The sequence below is a fragment of the Falsiruegeria mediterranea M17 genome, from assembly GCF_900302455.1.
GTDB lineage: Bacteria > Pseudomonadota > Alphaproteobacteria > Rhodobacterales > Rhodobacteraceae > Falsiruegeria > Falsiruegeria mediterranea.
Window position 1 is genome coordinate 148,155 of sequence record NZ_ONZG01000011.1, and the last position, 15,197, is coordinate 163,351.

The 15,197-nt window shown below is 56.7% G+C and carries 13 protein-coding genes and 3 pseudogenes; 15 read left to right on the forward strand and 1 reads right to left on the reverse strand.

From position 1 onward, the window contains the following. Nucleotides 1-6: 6 nt before the first annotated feature. The 5 genes and pseudogenes from TRM7615_RS19835 to TRM7615_RS19855 form a co-directional block, all read left to right on the forward strand. Complete coding sequence (locus tag TRM7615_RS19835) at nt 7-1,275, forward strand: ABC transporter substrate-binding protein (RefSeq protein ID WP_108790966.1); 1,269 nt, start codon at nt 7-9, stop codon at nt 1,273-1,275. Between the two features lie 66 nt (nt 1,276-1,341). Continuing rightward, on the forward strand, nt 1,342-2,235 hold the full coding sequence (locus TRM7615_RS19840; RefSeq protein ID WP_108790968.1) for a carbohydrate ABC transporter permease: 894 nt from the start codon (nt 1,342-1,344) through the stop codon (nt 2,233-2,235). Further along, on the forward strand, nt 2,232-3,041 hold the full coding sequence (locus TRM7615_RS19845) for a carbohydrate ABC transporter permease (protein ID WP_108790970.1): 810 nt from the start codon (nt 2,232-2,234) through the stop codon (nt 3,039-3,041). Before TRM7615_RS19840 ends, TRM7615_RS19845 begins: the two co-directional genes overlap by 4 nt. Next, on the forward strand, nt 3,038-3,838 hold the full coding sequence (locus tag TRM7615_RS19850) for a phosphodiesterase (protein ID WP_108790972.1): 801 nt from the start codon (nt 3,038-3,040) through the stop codon (nt 3,836-3,838). The genes TRM7615_RS19845 and TRM7615_RS19850 overlap by 4 nt, the downstream gene beginning before the upstream one ends. Before the next feature lie 47 nt (nt 3,839-3,885). Further along, nucleotides 3,886-4,764 (forward strand): annotated as a pseudogene (locus TRM7615_RS19855) (Na/Pi cotransporter family protein); the annotation flags it as partial. A gap of 267 nt (nt 4,765-5,031) precedes the next feature. Here the strand turns inward: TRM7615_RS19855 and TRM7615_RS19860 are convergent. Then, nucleotides 5,032-5,485, reverse strand: a pseudogene (locus TRM7615_RS19860) (IS3 family transposase); the annotation flags it as partial. A gap of 57 nt (nt 5,486-5,542) precedes the next feature. On the opposite strand from TRM7615_RS19860, the pseudogene TRM7615_RS19865 reads away from it, so the two are divergent. The 10 genes and pseudogenes from TRM7615_RS19865 to TRM7615_RS19910 all read left to right on the forward strand — a co-directional run. After that, a pseudogene (locus TRM7615_RS19865) lies at nt 5,543-5,626 on the forward strand (IS5/IS1182 family transposase); the annotation flags it as partial. A gap of 159 nt (nt 5,627-5,785) precedes the next feature. Beyond that, on the forward strand, nt 5,786-6,274 hold the full coding sequence (locus TRM7615_RS19870; protein ID WP_108790975.1) for a twin-arginine translocation pathway signal: 489 nt from the start codon (nt 5,786-5,788) through the stop codon (nt 6,272-6,274). A gap of 2 nt (nt 6,275-6,276) precedes the next feature. After that, nucleotides 6,277-6,891, forward strand: coding sequence for a ferric reductase-like transmembrane domain-containing protein (locus TRM7615_RS19875; protein ID WP_108790977.1), 615 nt, complete (start codon nt 6,277-6,279; stop codon nt 6,889-6,891). Between the two features lie 432 nt (nt 6,892-7,323). Further along, a complete protein-coding gene (locus TRM7615_RS19880) occupies nt 7,324-8,025 on the forward strand; it encodes a helix-turn-helix transcriptional regulator (protein ID WP_165821483.1) in 702 nt (233 codons plus the stop codon). Between the two features lie 114 nt (nt 8,026-8,139). Further along, entirely contained in the window at nt 8,140-9,201 is a 1,062-nt protein-coding gene (locus tag TRM7615_RS19885; RefSeq protein WP_108790981.1) for an ABC transporter ATP-binding protein, read from the forward strand. Further along, a complete protein-coding gene (locus TRM7615_RS19890) occupies nt 9,201-10,157 on the forward strand; it encodes an ABC transporter permease (protein WP_108790983.1) in 957 nt (318 codons plus the stop codon). Before TRM7615_RS19885 ends, TRM7615_RS19890 begins: the two co-directional genes overlap by 1 nt. After that, complete coding sequence (locus TRM7615_RS19895; RefSeq protein ID WP_108790985.1) at nt 10,150-10,980, forward strand: ABC transporter permease; 831 nt, start codon at nt 10,150-10,152, stop codon at nt 10,978-10,980. The genes TRM7615_RS19890 and TRM7615_RS19895 overlap by 8 nt, the downstream gene beginning before the upstream one ends. 50 nt (nt 10,981-11,030) lie before the next feature. Beyond that, on the forward strand, nt 11,031-12,062 hold the full coding sequence (locus tag TRM7615_RS19900; protein WP_108790987.1) for an ABC transporter substrate-binding protein: 1,032 nt from the start codon (nt 11,031-11,033) through the stop codon (nt 12,060-12,062). Between the two features lie 108 nt (nt 12,063-12,170). After that, nucleotides 12,171-13,391, forward strand: coding sequence for a serine hydrolase domain-containing protein (locus TRM7615_RS19905; RefSeq protein WP_108790989.1), 1,221 nt, complete (start codon nt 12,171-12,173; stop codon nt 13,389-13,391). A gap of 31 nt (nt 13,392-13,422) precedes the next feature. Beyond that, entirely contained in the window at nt 13,423-15,093 is a 1,671-nt protein-coding gene (locus TRM7615_RS19910; RefSeq protein WP_108790991.1) for an amidohydrolase, read from the forward strand. Nucleotides 15,094-15,197: the final 104 nt, after the last annotated feature.

Sequence of the window (15,197 nt, forward strand, 5' to 3'; positions counted from 1 at the left end):
AGAGAGATGAAACTATTTTCGACAACAGGATTGGGTCTGGCGACGGCTATGGCCGTTGGTCTTGCCGTACCAGCAAGTGCTGAAACCGAACTGACGATGTATTACCCGATTGCTGTCGGGGGTGCATTGACCGAAGTGGTGGACAGCATAGTTGCCGACTTTGAAGCCGCAAACCCTGACATCAAGGTGAACGCGATCTATTCGGGCAACTACGATGACACGCGCGTGCGTGCCTTGTCCGCACTTGCCTCTGGAGAGCCTGCCCAATTGGCGGTGATGTTTTCCATCGATGCCTATGACCTGATCGAACAGGAATTGGTTATCCCGTTCGAGGAGGTCGCAACAACGGACGCGGACAAAGAATGGCTGGACGGATTCTATCCCGCGCTCATGGCCAATGGTAAGATCGAAGGCCAGACATGGGGCATCCCGTTCCAGCGCTCAACTATCGTGGCCTATTACAACAAGGACTTGTTCCGCGCCGCAGGTCTGGACCCGGAAGCACCGCCCACGACTTGGGACGAAATGATCTCGATGGGCAAAACCCTGACCCAGGGCGACACTTACGGCCTGATGATCCCCTCCACCGGATATCCTTATTGGATGTTCCAGGCTCTTGCGATCCAGAATGGCAAAGAGGTCATGTCCAACGATGGTCTGACCACTTATTTCGACGACCCAACCGTTGTGGAAACTCTGGAGTTCTGGAAATCGCTTTCGGCCGAACATGGCATCATGCCGACAGGCACAGTTGAATGGGGTACACTGCGTCAGGCATTCCTTGAAGGCCAAACCGCAATGATGTGGCATTCAACCGGCAACCTGACTGCGGTAAAAAAAGGCGCAAGCTTTGACTTTGGGGTGGCCGAACTGCCCGCCAATGTGCGCAAAGGCTCCCCCACGGGTGGCGGCAACTTTTACCTGTTCAAAGACACAACAGACGAAGAACGCGCCGCAGCACTCAAGCTGATGCAATTCATGACCTCGCCCGAACAGGCCGCAGCATGGTCCATCGGCACAGGCTACATGGGCGTGTCATCCGCTGCCTACGAGACAGATGCGTTGAAGGCCTACACGGCTGAATTCCCACCTGCCTTGGTGGCGCGCAACCAGCTGGAAAACGCTGTGGCTGAATTCTCGACCTTCGAGACAGCCCGCGTGCGTGATGGTCTGAACAATGCGATCCAATCAGCTTTGACCGGAGCGAAAGAACCAGCTGAAGCGCTGGCCGAGGCACAAGCCGCCGCTGTGCGCCTGCTCAAAGACTACCAATAACGATACCATTAGGGTCGGCGCGCTGTTTGTGCCGGCCCATCTTTTGTCACGCAGCGGAGACGCGCCATGTCAGCCCACGCCAATCTTGAACGCCGCAGACAGGCCATTTATGGCTGGCTCTTGCTGTCGCCTGCCGCTGTTCTGCTGACGCTGTTTGCGTTCTATCCGTCGGTCGCGACCCTTTGGTCGAGCCTGTTTTCCCGCGGCACCCGCCGCAAACCCACCGAATTCGTAGGCACCGAAAACTACGCCGAGCTATTTGCCGATCCGACCTTCTGGATCGTGGTCAAGAACAACCTGCTTTATGCAGGCATCACAATCCCGGTGTCGATCTTTATCGCGCTGTCGATGGCGCTTTGGGCCAATGGGAAAATCCGCGCCCGTGGCTTTGTGCGCACTGCCTATTTCACGCCAACCGTTCTGCCGATGATCGCTGCTGCAAATCTATGGCTTTTCTTCTATACCCCCGGCCTTGGGGTGCTGGACCAAATCGGCAGCCTGTTCGGCTTGCCGTCCGTGAACTGGCTGGGCCAGCCGGAAACGGCGCTTTGGGCCATCATCATTGTGACGATCTGGAAAGAGGCGGGGTTTTTCATGATCTTCTACCTCGCCGCGCTGCAGACGATCCCGGCAGACCTTAAGGAAGCCGCTGATATCGAAGGGGCCAGCCGCTGGACCTATACGCGCCGCATCGTGTTGCCTCTGTTGATGCCGACGACGCTGTTCATTGCTGTGAACGCCATGATCAACTCGGTCAAGCTGATCGACCATCTGTTCATCCTGACCAAAGGGGGGCCGTCAGATGCCTCCAAACTCATCCTCTATTACATTTACGAGATGGCCTTTGCCTTCTTTGATGCGCCAAGTGCGGCGGCTATGACGATGATGGTCATCGGTGTGTTGGGGATCGTCGCGGCTGTGCAGTTTCTCTACCTTGACAAAAGGACGCATTACCAATGAAGAGCTTGACCAAATTCATGGACAGCTTTGGCGCGATCCTTTTGGCAATCATCTGGATTTCCCCCCTGCTGTTCGCCTTTTGGGCCGCGACACATTCCACGTCAGATGCGGTCAATCTGAACGTGTTCTCGCCTTGGACCTTGGATAACTTTCGCGTCGCTTGGGCGGGGGCGCCATGGCTGAAGTATTTTATCAACACCTTCATGTTGGTGACCGTGATCCTGATTGGACAGTTCTTTCTGACCACACTGGCGGGCTTTGCCTTTGCGCAGTTGCAGTTCCCCGGAAAGGACTTCGTCTTCATTTTGGTGCTGATGCAGCTTTTCATCCTGCCCGAAGTCCTGATCGTGGAAAACTATGCGATGATCTCGCGGCTTGGGCTATTCGATACGATCCTTGGCGTCGGCATGCCCTACATGGCCAGCGCGTTTGGGATATTCCTTATGCGCCAAGCCTTCAAAGGGGTCCCGATTGAGCTGCACGAGGCCGCGCGGATTGAAGGCTGTGGATTGCTGGGCATTCTTTGGCGAGTCTATGTGCCCTTGGCAAAACCAACATATCTGGCCTACGCGCTGGTGTCCGTTTCAACCCATTGGAACAATTTTCTGTGGCCATTGATCGTCACCAATTCTCCTGAAACACGCCCCCTGACGGTTGGTCTGTCAATCTTTGGCGCGCCAGAAAACGGCGTTGATATCAGCGTCATTTCGGCCGCTACACTGATGTCCGTCGCGCCATTGCTGATCGCTTTTCTGATCTTCCAACGTCAATTCGTCCAGGCCTTCCTGCGCGCAGGGATCAAATGACAACAATCCTACAAATCTCCGACACGCATATCGTGGCACCTGGTGGGCTTGTCGCGGGTCGGCTCGACACTGCAGATGCCCTGGATCGCCTAGTCGCCCGGATCGGTGCAATCCGTCACCAGATCGGGGTGCTGGATGCAGTCCTTGTCAGCGGTGATCTCAGCGATGATGGCAGCGCGCAAAGCTATGACCACTTCAAAACGCTGATCACCCCCCTTGAAGTGCCGCTGCATGTCATCCCCGGTAATCATGATGCACGAGCGCCGATGCGTGCAGCCTTTGCTGATCAGATTCCGGGCGCGGGTCCCATCAACTGGGACCATAGGACCGGAGAGATTTGTCTTATCGGTCTAGACACATTGGTCGAAGGGCAAAAGCACGGAACCCTGACCGTTGAGACCCTGACCTTTCTGCGGGACGCATTGGTCCGCGCGGATGGCGCCCCGGTCTTGCTGGCGTTGCATCACCCGCCTTTTTCATGCGGGATCAGGTTCATGGATGACATCGGCTTGACCAATCAACAGGATTTCGCAGATGCCGTTGGCGGCTATGCAGGTGAGCTTCGGATTGTCTGCGGGCATATCCACGCCATGATGATCCATACTGTTGCAGGCCAGGTCGCGGTCTCCGCACCATCGCCCAACAGCACCTTTGCCTATGACAGGCGCCCCGATGCGCCGGTTGGGTTTCACACTCAGGAGGACGGATGTCTGCTGCACCGATGGGATGGGGGTTTTCAGTCGATCCGCATCGGCCCAAATGACGGTGCCGGTCCCTTTCCCTTCAAGATTGACTGAAGAGCAGGAGAGCAGGACCGGTGAGTGAACCGCACGCCCTTCAAATCGTGATACAAATCGCAGGCGCCGCGGCCCTGTTGATTTGGGCCGTGCGCCTTGTGCGCACTGGCGTCGAGCGTGGGTTTGCCGCCCCCATGCGCAGCTGGTTGCGTCATTCCGCCAAGAACCGATTGCTGGCGGCCGGGACTGGGATGGGTGCTGCGGTGCTGCTGCAAAGCGCGACTGCGGTTGCTGTTCTGGTGTCCAATTTTGTCTCAAAGGGCGGGCTGGCGACAGCGACAGGGCTGGCGATCCTATTGGGGGCCGATGTCGGATCAGCTGTGGTTACGCAGCTTTTGATGGTGCGTCAGCCCCTCCTGATCCCGCTACTGCTGGTGATCGGGGTCACCGTGTTTCTGCGCGGCGAAGGCAGCAACACGCGGCAGATTGGCCGAATTTTGATCGGGCTTGCCCTGATCTTTGTGTCGCTGGACATGATCCGGGGTGCCACCGAACCGATGATATCCCACCCTGGCACGCAGGCCATCATGGCCTATCTGGGCAGCGATCTGCTAACCGCTTTCGTGATTGGCGCTGTGTTTGCATGGGGCGTCCATTCAAGCGTCGCGGCAGTTTTGCTGTTTGTCACACTGGCAGGGCAATCCATCCTTCCAACCCCTGCTGCCGCCGCCATGATCCTTGGGGCCAACCTCGGCGGCGGGTTTATCGCATTCGTTCTTACTTATTCTGCACCGATCGCGTCGCGACGGATGATTATGGCCAATCTGATCCTACGAGGTGGCGGTGCTGCACTGGTCCTCCTCTTGATCGTTGCGATGCCAGAACTGTTGACCGGGCTCGGTACGACGCCCGCTCGGCAAGCTATTAATTTGCACCTTGCGTTTAACGTAGGCTTAGCGCTCGTGGCGCTTCCATTCGTGGGGCCGATTACTGCCGTGGTGTCATTTTTCATACCTGAAAGACCCGACCAACCCGGCGGACTGGAGGTCGCCAGCGCCCTTGATCCGGCTTTGCTGGACCGCCCTCAACGTGCCATTGACAGTGCGGCGCGCGAACTTCTGGGGATGGGCCAAAAGATTGAACAGATGCTGATCACGGTCGAACCCCTTTACGACCAGTGGAACACCGCCACCGCCAGCTTGATCGTGGATCAGGACATACTGCCTGGCCAGTTCAATCATGTCGGCAACTCACCGACCTTGATCGGCGCAGCCTCTCGGGACATGTCTCTGTGTCGAGCGACGTTGCCCCAGCACACGGCAGGCCCGGCGCTCAGACACTTTGACCTGGCTGCGGACGAAGTCGATGCAAGCACGACGACGAGCGGGGCTCAGAAGTTTCCCTTTGCTGCTTCCGTGAGGGTCAACTTGTCGAGCCTCAGGTCCGATACAGCTCGTCTCAGCCGATCGTTCTCCTTCTGTAGTCGCTTCTATTCCTTCAACTGATCAACGCCCATTCCACCCGTCGCCATTGTCGCTCGGACCAATGGCGCAACAAGGCTCCGTGCTTGCGCCAGGGGGAATAGGTCTGTTCAACAACGCCAATCTGTCTGATCGCATCCAGACGAGGCATGCCTTGCCCCATCAATACTTCAACCTGCCGTAACTTCGAGACAATCTCCTCGGGCTTCGGTCGCTTGTTTGCCATTCTCGGTCCTTCGTTTCCTAAACATAGCGGGGGACCAGTTCAGTTGGGGAGGCTCACCGCGTCGCAACACGCTACGACAGATGTCCGAAGGTGTTCCTATCAGCCATCGCGCTCGCTGCCGCAGTCATCTTCGGGCTCTGAAATTCAATGAGGCTGGAGCCTACCTAGACTCAGCTAATGAGACTGCGCTATTTCCGATGGGCGCTCAGTGCGCGAGGCGCGCGGCATTCTCGATGTAATGACTCGGCTTTTACTATATCAGCCTATATTGAAGCGAGTTGATTAATGGGATGCCTACCTATGACCCAAGTACCAATTGGCCGCCGCAGCTTTGTCACAATGGCCGCAACCACAGCGCTATTAACTGGGACAGGCCAGTTGTCTCCCGTCCGCGCCCAAGCCCTGGCTCCAACAAAATCAATGCGAGGTGGGTCAAACAATTACCTGCCTCGCGCCCCCATCGTTGAGCGCATCGGTGGCGGCGGCTTTTTGATGTCTGGCAGCGTACATCGCGCGGATGACGGCGCGCCGCTCGAAGGTATACGTATCCAGATCTGGGCGCACACGACCGAGGGGCATGAACGGGACCCTTGGAGCCACGGAGCGACCCTTACCAACGCGAAGGGTGTCTTCCAACTCGAAATGCCGCAAATTGTACCGGCATTCGGACAGCCGCATGGGCACCTGGCCTATGATAGTGGCGAGTTCAAAACGGTGTTTCTTCGCCCTGTTATGGCAAGTTCGCGGGATAAGAGTCTCAGCGCACATTTTGTGCTGCAACCTGCCTAAAGGTGATTGTTTTTCGAGCAATACTGGTCTGGCTTGCACTTGCAGGCATCGTTGTGGCGGCGGTCATAGAAACAGCAGGGAGCGAGTACTTGCAATACCGCGGTGCCGTCTATGTTGTGGCCGGCTTTGCTGGAGTGATGGCACTGGTATTGCTGTTGTTTCAACCTTTACTCGCCTCCGGATATCTCCCAGGGCTATCGATGTCATCCGAGCGACGAATGCATCGCTGCGTCGGTGTGGCATTGTTGCTCGCAGTCACTGTGCATGTTTCTGGCCTTTGGATTACCAGCCCGCCCGACATGGTCGATGCGATGACTTTCCGTGCACCCACAGCATTCTCGGTTTTTGGAGTTGTGGCGATGTGGGCACTGGTCACTTCGGCCTTCTTGGCCGGATTTCGTGGGAAACTACGGTTTCGCCCACAGGTCTGGCGCCTTGCACACACCTCATCCGCAATCGCTGTCGTTTCAGGAACTGTGGCCCATGTGATCATGATCGAAGGTACGATGGGAACACTTTCCAAAAACTTGATGTGCACCGTGTTGGTCGGGGCGCTTGCCCTGACAGTACGTCGCCTGCGACCGTGGGTCGGCGTATGGAGAGCTGCAGAAAAATAGGCTGGGGCGCTCACAGGCAACGTTCAGCGCGCTCTTGGGCACTCGACGGCACTGATGTCGAAACGCTCGCCCTGAGTGCTCTTGGCGTTGGTCGTGATCACCTTCTTCGCCATTGTTCTCAAAGAAATTTACAATTGTGGAGACACGCGTGCTGCACAGCCAACTCCCGACTGCGAGTAAACACACAGGACGCCAAAATGCCGAAATGCGACGCGACTTGAGATAGGTTTCGAGCCTTGACCCAGCAAATTCATGCGGAAAGGCGCACTTCCGGGGTGGTTGCAGTGTGTAAGGGTTGCCAAGTCAAATACAGCTGGCCACATTGGTTTGGAACCGCCTCGGAGCTAGATGGGATACTTGGGAAAGTCCGAAAAACCAACTTTCGCGGAAGACGTAGCCGTCGCTATCAGGGCCGTAGGAACGTCCAACTTCATGCCGGAGTTGTTGAACTTGATGCGCGGAGCAGCTTCGTTCAAGGGCGCGTTCGTCAGCCTTCTGAACGCCGGAAAAGCGCCCGAACATGTCTATGACAATGTACGTGCGGAACGCCGCTCGGTCGTTGTTGACCGATGGCTGGATCGCGCTTGGTTGTTGGACCCATTTGTTGTTCGTTTCATCGGTGAACGCCATGAACCCGTGATGGTACTTAGAGACGTTGCGCCGGACAGGTTTGCCAATTCCGATTACTTTCGCATCTACTACAAAACCCTGTTTCTGAAGGATGAAATCGGAGTGTTCGTTACGATAGCAAACGGCACATTGTTTCTTTCCCTTGGCCCTTCGGAGGGAGCAACCCGGTTTACGCGGCGGGATGTCAAAAAGCTTACAGAACTGCATCCGATCATATCGGCGCTATGCGAGCAGCACTTCCATCGTAGCCCCTCGTCAGGCCAGCTCGAAAAGAGCGAGGTCGATTTCGACGGGGTCATCGACAAGGTATGCAAGGGTTTGACACAGCGAGAGATCGAGGTGGTGCAATTCCTTTTGCGCGGGCACTCGACGCGGTCCATAGCGCTTTTGTTGGGTGTTTCCCCGGCGACAATCAAAGTGCATCGCAAAAACATCTACCGGAAGCTGGGCATATCCTCTCAATCTGCCCTGTTTTCGGTGTTTTTGCATTCGACCAACGACTAGGCCTACCCCTTTGGGGGTATAAATCACCCCGCCCTTTGGAGGTATTCACAGGTTCGGCCTCCTGGCTCTAAGCTGATTCTGCATACCAACAAGTGCAGGTGTCTGGATCAGACCATGATCGACGTAAGGAATGTGACAAAACGCTTTGGCCAAGGCCAAGCGGCCGTAACGGCTCTGGGAGACGTGTCGCTGACAATTCCCGAAGGAAGTTTTTTCACGCTTTTGGGCCCGTCAGGTTGTGGCAAGACGACGCTTTTGCGGCTGATTGCCGGATTCGAGCTTCCGACCGAAGGCGAAATTGCACTGGATGGCCAGTCGATCGGACATTTGGCTCCAAACGACCGCCCCGTGAATACAGTGTTCCAGAGCTATGCGTTGTTTCCGCACATGAGCGTGGCCCGCAACGTTGGGTTTGGCCTAGAGATGCTGAAGAGGCCCAAGGCCGAAATCGACGGCACCATCAACGAGATGCTGGATCTGGTACAGCTCGGAGAGTTTGCAACGCGCCGCGTAGATCAGTTGTCAGGCGGTCAACAGCAACGCGTGGCTTTGGCGCGCGCGCTGGCGCCGCGCCCCAAGGTTCTTCTTCTGGATGAGCCACTGTCGGCCCTGGACCTGAAGCTTCGCAAAGGGATGCAGAGCGAGTTGAAGCGGCTGCAGCATGAGACAGGCATTACCTTTGTCTTTGTCACCCATGACCAAGGTGAAGCGCTGGCAATGTCGGATCAGATCGCAGTGATGTCAGCGGGCTCGGTACGCCAGGTTGGCACACCGGAAGAGATTTACACAGCTCCGCGAAGCAGGTTCGTCGCAGACTTTATTGGCGACACCAATATCGTAAATGCGACTTTGCTTGGCTTTGACGGAGATGCCGCAAAAATCCAGTTTGGCGAGGGCACACCACTCGCGGTTCATACAGCCAGCACCTCGCTCGCACCCGGCCCCGTGCATGTGGCTCTGCGCCCTGAAACCATCCGCGTGGTTGATGAGAGTGCGGAGACGGCGCTCTTGCGAGGTGAGGTCGTGGACAGCACTTATTTCGGGGCCGGGTCACAGATGCTTGTGCGGCTGGAAGATGGCGTCAGCGTTCATGTCCAGGTTTCCACCCCGCGCCCAGTCGGATCGCGGGTTGGTCTCGAATGTGACACCTCCATGCTGCACGTGCTGGAAGACTGATGGGTGTTGCTGCAAATATCTCTCAGCCGGACGCCGCAACGAGATTGCGCGCGGCCCAGGAGGAACGCGCGCGCCAAAGACGCAGAACGCGGCTCTTATTGCTAGCCCCGGCGCTTGGGATCATTGGTATCTTTGGTCTGTTCCCGCTCTCGATTGCACTGGTCTACTCGTTTCTTGAGCCCGGGACCTATGGCGGCGTTGAATGGGTGTTCTCTTACGACGCTTATGTGCAGTTCCTGTTTGAACGCGACATCTTCGATGACACGCTGGCCTTCAACAGCGCCTATCTGCAAATCTTTGGGCGCTCCTTTGGTCTCGCCATCACCACGATGATTGGAACCCTGATCCTCGGGTTTCCCGTGGCTTACTTCATCGCGGCCCGTCCACCGGAGCAACGCAATTTCTGGCTCTTCGCCATCACACTGCCGTTCTGGACCAACCTCTTGATCCGTACCTACTCGATGCTTCTGATCGTACGGGACGAGGGCTTTGTGAACTTGATGCTGATGAAAATCGGCCTGATCAGCGAACCGCTTGAGATGTTGTACACCGACGGTGCGGTACTGGCCGGGCTGGTCTACAGCTACCTGCCATTCATGATCCTCCCGATCTATGCGTCGCTGGAGAAATTCGATTTTTCGCTGCTTGAGGCCGGACATGATCTCTTTGCGACACGCACGCAGGTGTTCCGTCACATCATCATCCCGATAACCCGTCCAGGCATAGTTGCAGGCTGCGTGCTGGTCCTGATCCCGGCGCTTGGGGCCTACATCACGCCGGAACTGTTAGGTGGTGGCAAGAAACTGATGATCGGCAACCTGATTGCCTTGCAATTCGGGTCGGGGCGCAATTGGCCCTTTGGGGCCGCTGCAGCACTGATCCTGATGGCAATTGTTTTGATCGCGCTCCTTGTCAGCTTGCGGGCAGGTGCTTCGAAGGAGGGTGGACATGGATAAACTGTTGTCGATCTTCCGCCCGTCGACTGGTTCTCGCGAGTTGCGCAGGCAACCCCTGTTTACTGGCATGTCCTGGCTGGTTCTGTTGTTCCTCTACGCACCAATTGCCGTACTGGTCGTGTTCTCGTTCAACGACAACCGCTCCGTTGTGCGGTGGACAGAGTTCAGCTTGCGCTGGTACGCGGCAGCCTTGGAAAACGACGACATCCGGCGTTCGGCGATGATCTCTATTCAGGTTGCGTTCACGGCAACCGTGTTTTCCACCATCATTGCCACCATGGCGGCACTGGCAACAACGCGCGGGGGCGTCTATCGCGGCCGCTCTGCGGCCATCGCGCTCATTAACCAACCCCTGATGATCCCCGAGATTGTCACGGCGATTGCCACGCTGGCCTTCTTTTCGATCCTGCGCCAGCTCACGGGTGTAACTGGGATCGGCTGGCTGATCCTCGCCCACACGGTTTTTTGTGTGCCCTTTGCCTACATGCCGATCCGGGCACGTTTATCAGATATGTCCGTGACCTATGAGGCGGCAGCCGCCGACTTGTACGCAACGCCTTGGCAGACGTTCCGCCATGTGACGCTGCCGCTCTTGATGCCCGGAGTCATGGCAGGAGCAATGCTGGCCTTTGTCGTATCGCTTGATGACGTGATCATCACGCTTCTGGTGGCTGGCCCGGGCGAAACAACTTTGCCCATCTACATCCTCGGCCAGATCCGGCGTGGTGTAACGCCAGAGGTCAACGCCATTTCGACAATCCTGATCGGGCTGACCGTGGCCATGGTCACACTCACCTTCTTTCTGCAACGCAAACGAAAATAACAAGAAGCCCGAACCGCTTCGGGACACAATCAATCTCAACGGAGGACAAAATGAAGCACTCACTACTCAAAGCCGCAGCTGTTTCCACCCTGGCTCTCAGCGCGATGGGGGCGCATGCCGAAGGCAAGCTGAACATCTACAACTGGGGCAACTACACAAACCCCGAGATGATCGAGAAATTCGAAGCCCAGTATGGTGTCGAAGTCACTCTGGATGGTTACGACAGCAATGAAACCATGTTGGCCAAGGTCAAGGAAGGTAACACCGGCTATGACGTCGTTGTGCCAGGCGACTACATGATCGCGATCATGGTTGGCGAAGGTTTGCTGGCCGAGATCAACGCGTCCGAAATGGAGAACTTCAAGAACATGGATCCGAACTGGGTCGATGTCTACTGGGATCCGGGTCGCAAGTATTCGGTTCCCTACCAGTGGGGTACCACCAGCTTTACAGTCGACAGCGCAATCTACAGCGGCGACATCAACACGCTTGGTCTGATCTTTGACACGCCTGAAGAACTCAAAGGTCGCATCAACATGCTCAATGACATGAACGATGTGATCAATGCCGGCCTGCGGTACCTGGGGTATCCGCGCTGCAACTCGAACCCCGAACAGATGAAAGAGCTGATGGCGCTTCTCGCCAAGGCCAAGGGCGACTGGCGCACCATGGACTATGCAGTGATCGAGAAACTGACCTCAAAAGACGTGGACCTGTCGCAAAGCTGGAACGGCGCCGCTATGCGCGCTCGGGCGGATCGCCCCTCGCTGCAATACGCCTATCCCAAAGAGGGCTTCACTGGCTGGATGGACAACGTTGCCGTTCTTGCTGACGCGCCCAACATGGAAAACGCAAAGCTCTTTGTGAACTTCATGATGGATCCTGAAAACGCGGCGATGACCTCGAACTTTGCGCGCTATGCTAACGGTATCAAAGGGTCGGAGGCCTTTATGGACCCGGAAATGCTCAGCGCGCCCGAGATCGTAATGCCCGTCGATGCGCCGGTTCCGGACTTCGTGAAGCCCTGCGATCAGGATGTCGTTGACCTTTACAACAAGGTTTGGACCCGCCTTAAGCAATAAGTCTCGAAGCCTCCTGAATGACGGCCCGTCCTTGGTCGGGCCGTCACTTTCCCAAGTTTCTTAACCTGACTGCGACCCCTGTTGGGTCGCCCTGCGGGAGCGTGGAAAATGCACAACAGCAAATCCGGCACCAGGCCCAAGACGGCGCGTGAGATCGGCATCATGCAGGGTTTCCCGCCCCCGCCTGAGAAGCGTCCTTCGCTTGAGAACTGGGACCTTGCTCCGTTCAATCGCTGGACTTTCCAGAACATGCGAAGCCTGTTTCCCACGGTAGATGTGCGTCCAGGACCGGATACCCGAGAGTTTAAACAGGCACACCGCGACCTGTTGGAGATCGAGTTTCAAACTTTTGACGAAGGCCACCTTTCCGTCGCGGCCTGGCTGACTGAAAGCTACACAGATGGTTTCCTGGTGCTGAAGGGTGACCAGATAATTGCCGAGATTTACGCCAACGATTTCACTCCAGACGCTACGCATTTGGGGCAATCTGTCTCCAAGTCCCTGATTGGTTCTCTGGCCGGTGTGCTCCATGGTGAGGGCAAGCTCGACCTCTTGGAACCGCTTGAAAACATCGTCCCGGAACTTGCCGCGACAGGCTATGCCGGATGCACCGTGGATCAGGCGCTTGATATGCTGTCCGGCGTGCGTTTCACCGAGGATTATGGCCTTCTGGGCAGCGACATGACACGGGTTGATGTGGCGTCGGGCTGGCGGCCTGTTCGCAAGGGCGAAATCAAGCCGACCATCCGGGACGTCATTCTCACTCTGCGCCAAGAAAGACCGCACGGGCAGGCGTTTTCTTATCGCTCAATCGAGACCGATGTCATTGCCTGGGCTTTGGAACGTGTGAGCGGGGAGGACCTTGCCTCGCTCTTGTCCAATCGCATCTGGCAGAAAATTGGCTGCGCGCATTCCGGCTTTTTCACCGTGGACGACGCCAAGACCGCTCTCGCGGACGGCGGGTTCAATGCAACTCTGCGCGACTATGCACGGTTTGGCCGGATGATGGCCGATGGTGGCAAGGTTGGGGGCCAACAAGTGGTGCCAGCAAGCTGGGTTTCGGGGATATGTTCTGGCGCAGATCCCTCAAAGCACGGAGACCCGTATGACGTGCTGTCTCCCCAAGGGGCATATCGGAGGTTCTGGTGGGTTCACGACCCCGGTCGGGGTATGTTCATGGCGCGTGGGGTTTTTGGTCAACTGATCTTCATTGACCAAACTGCCGACGTCGTTATCGTCAAGTTGTCCAGCTGGCCTGACTATCTAATCCAGTCCTATAGCCACGACGCCGTGCGCGCCTGCGAGGCTATCAGCCGTGTGCTTGGTTAGGTCAAAGCCCATCCCAAACGAACGAGGTCGCATGTCTCCAACACCTGATCTGATTATCCTCAACGGTTCTCTTCTAACCTTTGACGACGCCACGCCAAGGGCCACGGCACTGGCCATTCAAGACGGCACAATTGTGGCTGTTGGGGACACAGATGACATTCGCTCGCAGGCCGGGAATGGGACCAAAATCATCGACGCCGCGGGCGGCACCGTCATGCCCGGTTTCATTGACAGCCATGTCCACCTTTTTGGCGGAGCGGCCGAGTTGGGTATGTTGGATCTGCGCGAAACGGTGGGCGCTGATGCCCTGACCAAGGCGTTGCGGACTTATGCTGCTGAGCACCCAGATGAACCTTTGCTGATGGGCGTTGCGGCCGATTACGAAATTCTCGGACCAGGCGTCAAAACCACTCGGCAAGATCTGGATCGCATTCTGTCTGAGCGTCCGGTTGCGCTGATGTCGGCGGACCATCACACGGTCTGGGCGAATACAATCGCCTTGCAGAAGGCGGGCATTCTTAACGGCGCCGTTGTACCCCCAGGTTCGGAAATCGTGATGGCCGGGGATGGCACTGCTCAAGGTCAGCTGAACGAAACCGGGGCATTTGGCCCGGTTCTCCGCCTGTCGCAACTGGGAGGTCGCGATCTGCTGGGCTATGTCACCGGAGCAGATCCCGAACCACCAGCAACGCCCAAGGAACGCGCGTTTGACAAAGAAGTCATCCTGCGTGGCCTGAACCACTGTGCATCCCACGGGATCACGGGCTTGCACAACATGGATGGCAACTTCTATCAACTTGAGTTGCTCAGCGAACTTGAGGCAGAGGGTCGTCTTCCGATACGGGTTCAGGTGCCTATGCACCTCAAGAACACCGACTCTCTGGATCGACTGGAAGAGGCCGATGAAATGCGCCGTCGCTTTACGTCAGATATGGTTTGGTCCGGTCGCGTAAAGATGTTCATGGATGGCGTGCTGGACAGCTACACGGCGCTGATGCTTGCGCCCTATCCTGGGAAGCCAGATAGCCTGGGGGATGCCGTATTCAGTGCCGAACACTTCAACGAAGCCTGCATTCGTGCTGACGCAATGGGGTTGCAACTCAGCACGCACGCAATAGGCGACGGTGCCGTTCGCCGCACGCTGGACGGTTACGAGGCAGCGCGCAACGCCAATGGCGCCCGGGATTCCCGACACCGCATCGAACACATCGAGCTTATTGACCCCTTGGATTTGCCGCGGCTCGCTGGCCTCGACGTCGTTGCCTCTCTCCAGCCCCTGCACTCACCCGCCGGAGGATTGTTTTCGCCCTATCCTGCCGGAGACATTCTGACGGCCGAGCAAATCCCTTTTGCCTTTGCCTGGAACAAGATACGCGAGAGCGGTGCCAAAATTTGTTTTTCAACGGATTGGCCAGTCGTTCCGGTCGATACAATGATGACGGTTGCTGGCGCGGTAAACTGCACTGAGCTGCCATCGCCCTGGCAGGACAACCGGCAAAGCCTTACGGCCACTCTGTCCGCGTATTCGCATGACAATGCATGGATAGAGTTCAACGAGCATCGCAAGGGTCGTCTGCGGCCTGGATATATGGCGGACATTGCCATTCTCGAACAGGACTTGTTTTCGATTGACGAAGACCAATTGGCAAATGCGCGCGTTGCCACGACCATTTGTAGAGGCGTCGTCTCACATGGATCTTGAAACGCCCAGCAGCGATTTCATCAGTGCCTAGGAAGTTTCATTTAAACCCCGGCGACTGTCGGCATTGTCCATCAAAGCAGACATACGTAAAGGCGTTCTTTGGA